Here is a 3638-nt window from a genome sequence, read left to right as displayed (position 1 = left end):
CAAAAAATGTTTCACGTGAAACATCTGATTCAAGGTCTAAGATTCAAAGAAAATATAACAGAGCTGAGCTGTGTTTCTTTTACAATACAGCTTTGTTTAGGTTGAGTATGATGCAATGTATAAAATTTTACTGGCAGCTTTAATAAGTGCATGGGCTTTTTCAAGTCAAGCCAGTGTGGAAAGTGTGCAGATTCAACTCAAACAAAAGTATCCCAAATTAAATATTGAAAATATCCAGAAAACCGAAATACAGGGTTTATATAGTGCGACACTAGATAATCAGATTATTTATCTTAGTGAAAATGCAGAACATATTTTGATTGGTTCGATGATTCGCTTAAAAGATCAGCATAATTTAACGAAGGATCTGGTGGTCAAAAACAAAAGTATTGACTGGAAAAGTTTACCTTTACAGGACGCCATTAAAACCGTGAAAGGCAATGGTAAACGCCAGATAGCAGTTTTCTCAGATCCCAATTGTCCTTATTGCAAACAATTAGAAAATCAGCTCGATCAACTGAAAAATGTGACGATCTATACCTTTATTTATCCCATTCGCAGTCAATCGGTACAGCCTTCTAAACAAGTCTGGTGCGAAGCAAACCGTGCCTATGCATGGAATAATTTGATTCGAAAAGGCATTGTTCCACAAACACTGACGGCTTGTGCAAATCCAATTGATCGCAATTTAAAGTTAGGTCAAACCTTAGGGATACAGGGAACTCCAACGCTGATTTTTTCAAATGGCTTTAAAGCAGCTGGCGTGGTTTCGGCTGAACAAATTGAATCGTTGTGGAAAGAATTTAAACTGGATTAAGCTACAAATTTCGTTTTCAACTGTTAAGGCTGATAGCGATATCAGCCTTAAATCAAATTTAAAAGATGAGTAATTTATGTAGAAAAATTACCACTTTTATTTAGATCTTATAGCAAATTTAGGTGGTTTTTTTGCTCATCAGATTATAAATAAACAGAATAATAATAGCGCCTACAACCGAGGCGATAAAACCCGCACTGGAATTTTCAGGATAAAGCCCTAAAGCACGTCCGCCATAGGTCGCTAAAAGTGAACCTGCAATCCCAAGTAGTGTAGTAACAATAAAACCCGCTTTATCTTCACCAGGATGAATCGCGCGGGCGATCAAACCTGCAATAAAACCGACGACAATGGCAACAATAAATGACCACATAAGACGTTCTCCTTGTTTTGCTTATTCTGGTTTTAAAAGTGCTTGTTTTATTATAGTGAACGGTTTTAAATCAGGCTGATAGTCACGGATTGCTAAATCATGTTGCGTTTTTGTTTGGTCGATATCGTGTAAAACATCCATAAAAAATGACGCGAAAGCGCCATTTTTTGACTACAGACCAATTTCACCAATAAAGGGTAAATGACGATATTTTTGATCGTAATCCAATCCATAACCCACAATAAAGCGGTCTTCAACTTCAAAACCCAAAAACTTAACTTCAAGTTCAATTTCACGGCGTGAAGGTTTACTCACCAGCGTACAGAGTTCAATAGAATTGGGTTCGCGCGTTTGCAAAATTTCAAGTACTTTGCTTAAAGTATTGCCAGAATCAATAATATCTTCGACCACGAGCACATCTTTGCCGCGAATCTCACCATCCAGATCTTTTAAAATTTTAACATCACGACAAGACGTGGTACTGCTGCCATAGCTGGAAACCGTCATAAAATCCAGTTCATGCGGTTTTTCGATGGCTCGGCATAAATCTGCCATAAAAATAAAAGAGCCGCGGAGTAAACCAATCAACACCAGATCTTTTTGGCTATTGGTATAGTGAGCATTGATTTGTTCACCGAGTTGTTTGACTTTGGCTTGAATGTCTTCAGTTGAGATCATCACGCTCATTGCAACGGTCATGGGGTAGATACCTAAAACGCAAAAGTTAAAAATAAAAAAGGTGTTGACCTGCAACACCCTGAAATCTTCAATTCATCCGTAAATTTTAAAACAAAAAAGCAGATGATGCATCCCTTCTCAAATGATTAACTGTAACTATGGCTTCTTTTTGACAGGTTGATCACGCTTTAACAGTAAGCCACATGCTACTGCGAAGATCGTCCATTTTAGCCACGGTCTGGGTTTCACTTTTGATTTATTCAGTTTTTTTGTAGGCACATTGTCCATAAATATACGTCGCCTCGATATTACGATCATCGCCCATAGTAAACAGCGCAAACAAAGCATCATCTAGCGATTTCGCGCGAGACTGACGCAGACTTTGCAAAGCAGTGGCTTTTAAATTCAGTACCACAAAATCAGCTTCTTTACCGACATTAAAGTTACCGAGTTGGTCCTGTAAATCCAGTGCTTTTGCACCGCCTATTGTGGCATGGTAAAGCGCTTCATAAGCAGAGAGTTTATCGCCTTGTAGCTGTTGAACTTTATAGGCTTCATTGATGGTTTGTAACAGACTAAAGGATGTGCCTGCTCCAATATCAGTGCCTAAGCCCACTTTAACGCCTTGTTCCCAAGTCTTTTTCAATGGAAATAAACCACTACCTAAAAATAAGTTTGAGGTCGGGCAAAAGGCAATGGCTGAATCTGTTTGATGCATACATTGCCATTCCTCTTGTTCTAAATGCACACAATGGGCAAATACCGAGCGCTGGCCTGTCAAACCATAATGATGATATACATCGAGGTAGCTTTTTTGTTCAGGATAAAGTGATTTTACCCACGCAATTTCATCTTTATTTTCACTTAAATGGGTATGCACATAGACATCAGGATATTCCTGCTTGAGTTGACCCGCTTTTTCTAATTGTTCTGGCGTCGAGGTTGGTGCAAAACGTGGCGTAATTGCATAGAGCGCCCTGCCCTTAGCATGCCATTTTTCAATAAGGTTTTTAGATTCGTCATAAGCGCTTTGTGGCGTGTCACAAAGACCATCTGGTGCATGACGATCCATCAGCACTTTACCTGCAATCAAACGCATCTGAATGCGTTCTGCGGCTTCAAATAAGGCATCAACAGATTCAGGATGGACCGTACAGAATACCAGTGCTGTCGTTGTTCCATTTTTTAATAGTTCTTGCACAAAAAACTGGGCAATGTTTTGTGCATAGGCTGGGTCTTTAAATTGAAGTTCAGTTGGAAAGGTATAAGTATTTAGCCAACTCAGAAGTTGCTCACCGTACGCACCCACCATTTCAGTTTGGGGATAATGAATGTGCGTATCGATAAATCCTGGGACAATCAGTTGTTGTGGATAATGTTGAATTTCAATATTTTCAGGAAGATGAGGCTGTGCATCTTGCCATGTGCCAAACCATTTGATTTTACCGTTTTCGCTAATCAGAACGCCGTCTTCAAGATAACGAACTTGTTCAGGAATCTGTTGAGCTTGTTGAACCAAAGACTGGATATCTAAAAATCGACCACGAACAATGGTGGTTTGAGCGGAAGATGACATCTAAAAAACCTATAACTTGTAATTTTTTCGATTGATTGTAACGTATTTCCTTCGCATTGCAGTGTTTATATGAAAAGCAAAACAAGGATTATCGAGAATTAAAGATAAGAGATTTAAGGACTCAATCAAGAGTCCTTAAATCTCAGTTTTTTTCTGGATAAGATGCAAGGAACTTGCCAAACTGTATAAATTTA

At 38.7% G+C, this 3638-nt stretch carries 4 protein-coding genes; 1 reads left to right on the top strand and 3 read right to left on the bottom strand.

The features are described 5' to 3' along the window. Window positions 1-115 precede the first annotated feature (115 nt). Entirely contained in the window at window positions 116-817 is a 702-nt protein-coding gene (locus JR005_RS04665) for a DsbC family protein (protein WP_218665639.1), read from the top strand. Window positions 818-935: 118 nt separating this feature from the next. Here the strand turns inward: JR005_RS04665 and JR005_RS04660 are convergent, their stop codons facing one another. From JR005_RS04660 to guaD, 3 genes are all read right to left on the bottom strand, one after another. Continuing rightward, window positions 936-1190, bottom strand: coding sequence for a GlsB/YeaQ/YmgE family stress response membrane protein (locus JR005_RS04660; RefSeq protein ID WP_044437418.1), 255 nt, complete (start codon window positions 1188-1190; stop codon window positions 936-938). Between the two features lie 171 nt (window positions 1191-1361). Further along, entirely contained in the window at window positions 1362-1889 is a 528-nt protein-coding gene (hpt, locus tag JR005_RS04655) for a hypoxanthine phosphoribosyltransferase (protein ID WP_218665638.1), read from the bottom strand. 235 nt (window positions 1890-2124) lie between these two features. After that, window positions 2125-3444: a guanine deaminase gene (gene guaD, locus JR005_RS04650; protein ID WP_218665637.1), complete on the bottom strand. Its 1320-nt coding sequence runs from the start codon at window positions 3442-3444 to the stop codon at window positions 2125-2127. Window positions 3445-3638: the final 194 nt, after the last annotated feature.

Source organism: Acinetobacter sp. Colony158 (assembly GCF_019264745.1).
Classification (GTDB): Bacteria; Pseudomonadota; Gammaproteobacteria; order Pseudomonadales; family Moraxellaceae; genus Acinetobacter; species Acinetobacter ursingii.
This window is presented reverse-complemented; position numbering and strand designations above follow the sequence as displayed.

Excerpts from the sequence above, each read along its gene's own strand:
- JR005_RS04665 (WP_218665639.1), top strand. The coding sequence starts at position 116 with ATGTATAAAATTTTACTGGCAGCTTTAATAAGTGCATGGGCTTTTTCA.
- JR005_RS04660 (WP_044437418.1), bottom strand. The coding sequence starts at position 1,190 with ATGTGGTCATTTATTGTTGCCATTGTCGTCGGTTTTATTGCAGGTTTG.
- hpt (WP_218665638.1), bottom strand. The coding sequence starts at position 1,889 with ATGACCGTTGCAATGAGCGTGATGATCTCAACTGAAGACATTCAAGCC.
- guaD (WP_218665637.1), bottom strand. The coding sequence starts at position 3,444 with ATGTCATCTTCCGCTCAAACCACCATTGTTCGTGGTCGATTTTTAGAT.